Raw genomic sequence first — 1,545 nt, forward strand, 5'->3', positions numbered from 1 at the left:
CGAGGCGCACCCTCGGCGCCGGCAGGACCGGCACGGCGTCGTGCCCAGCAGCGCCAAGCAGGCCGAGGTCGCCGGGGCGCAGGCGCCGCCCGGCCGGCAGCAGCCGGCTTCCGGCGGCGGTCCAGGCCCCCCGCCGCTCCACCCCGCCGGCAGGCGCTACCGCGTCGATGGCCTCGACGACGGGGCCGACGGCCTGCGCCGCTTCGTAGGGGATCACCGCGTCGCAGCCCGGCGGCAGCGGGTCGCCGGCAGCGACCGCCACCGCCGCGGTCAACGGCACCGGGTTGTAGGAGCCGGCGCCAAGCGTGTCAGCCGCCGCCACGGCATAGCCATCCACCGCCGCCCGGTCGGCCGGCGGCCAGTCACAGGCCGCCACGACGTCGCCGGCCAGCACCAGTCCGGCACAGTCCGCCAGCGGCAGAACCCGCGCGGACGGTGCGGCCACCCGGCGGTCGATCCACTCCCAGGCATCGGCCACCGCGGCGCGACGGGGGAAACCGCGGCCCCGGACATCCTGGACCGCGGATGGCGTCCGCGCGGTCACAGTGCCGGCACCATGGCGTCCTGCACGCGGTTCCGTCCGGCACGCTTGGCCCGGTAGAGCAGTTGGTCGGCCATTTCCGCCAGCCGGTCCGGGCTGCTCCCGGCGGACGGGATCACGGTGGCGACGCCCAGGCTGATGGTGACATAGGGGGCGACCGGCGACTGGACGTGCGGAATGCGGCGTTCGGCGACGCCGGCCCGGAAGCCCTCCGCGACACGGATGGCGCCGGGGCCGTCGGTCTCCGGCAGCAGGCAGACGAACTCCTCCCCGCCATAGCGGGCGACGAGGTCGGATGGCCGCCGCACCCGCTCCGACAGCATCTCGGCCAGCACGCGCAGGCATTCGTCGCCGGCCTGATGGCCGTAATGGTCGTTGTAGGCCTTGAAATAATCGACATCGAGGATGACGAGCGACAGCGGCAGGTGCGACCGGGCGCAACGCCGCCATTCGCGCATCATCGCATCGTCGAAGCGGCGACGGTTGGCGATGCCGGTCAACCCGTCCAGGAAGGACAGGCTGCGCAGCAGGTCGGTCTGGCGTTTCAGCAGCAGGTGGTTGCGCACCCGCGCCCTGACGATGGGCGGGCTGATCGGCTTGGTGATGAAGTCGATGGCCCCCACCTCCAATCCGCGGGTCTCGTCCTCCACCTCGCTCTTGGCGGAGATGAAGATGACCGGGATGTCGTGGGTGGTGGGATCGGCCTTGATCCGGCGGCACACCTCGTACCCGTCCATCCCCGGCATCATGATGTCCAGCAGCACGAGGTCGGGCATCCGCACCTGCACCAGATCCAACGCCTTTTCGCCGTCGGTGGCGAAATAGATGTCGTAATCGTCCTTCAGGATGCGGCTCAGCACATGGACGTTGGACGGTATATCGTCAACCACCAGGATCTTTGGGCGGGGATCGGCCATGGGCGCGTTCAGACCGTCGGTAACGGAAGGCCGAGGTCGCGTGCGATCCGCTGCACGATTCCAAGCGCCTTGGGAAGTCGAGACCGT

The 1,545-nt window shown here is 70.8% G+C and carries 1 protein-coding gene and 1 pseudogene; both read right to left on the reverse strand.

Features of this window, described 5'->3' with window-relative positions; all coding sequences use genetic code 11:
• A pseudogene (locus tag I71_RS15595) lies at positions 1-544 on the reverse strand (molybdopterin biosynthesis protein); the annotation flags it as partial.
• Positions 541-1,458: a diguanylate cyclase domain-containing protein gene (locus tag I71_RS15600; protein WP_042695767.1), complete on the reverse strand. Its 918-nt coding sequence runs from the start codon at positions 1,456-1,458 to the stop codon at positions 541-543. The gene I71_RS15600 and the pseudogene I71_RS15595, both read right to left, overlap by 4 nt.
• Positions 1,459-1,545: the final 87 nt, after the last annotated feature.

Source organism: Azospirillum sp. B506, assembly GCF_000333595.1.
Lineage (GTDB): Bacteria > Pseudomonadota > Alphaproteobacteria > Azospirillales > Azospirillaceae > Azospirillum.

What these genes read in the sequence shown, in the direction of transcription:
- I71_RS15600 (WP_042695767.1), bottom strand. Translation starts at nt 1,458, where the DNA reads ATGGCCGATCCCCGCCCAAAGATCCTGGTGGTTGACGATATACCGTCC.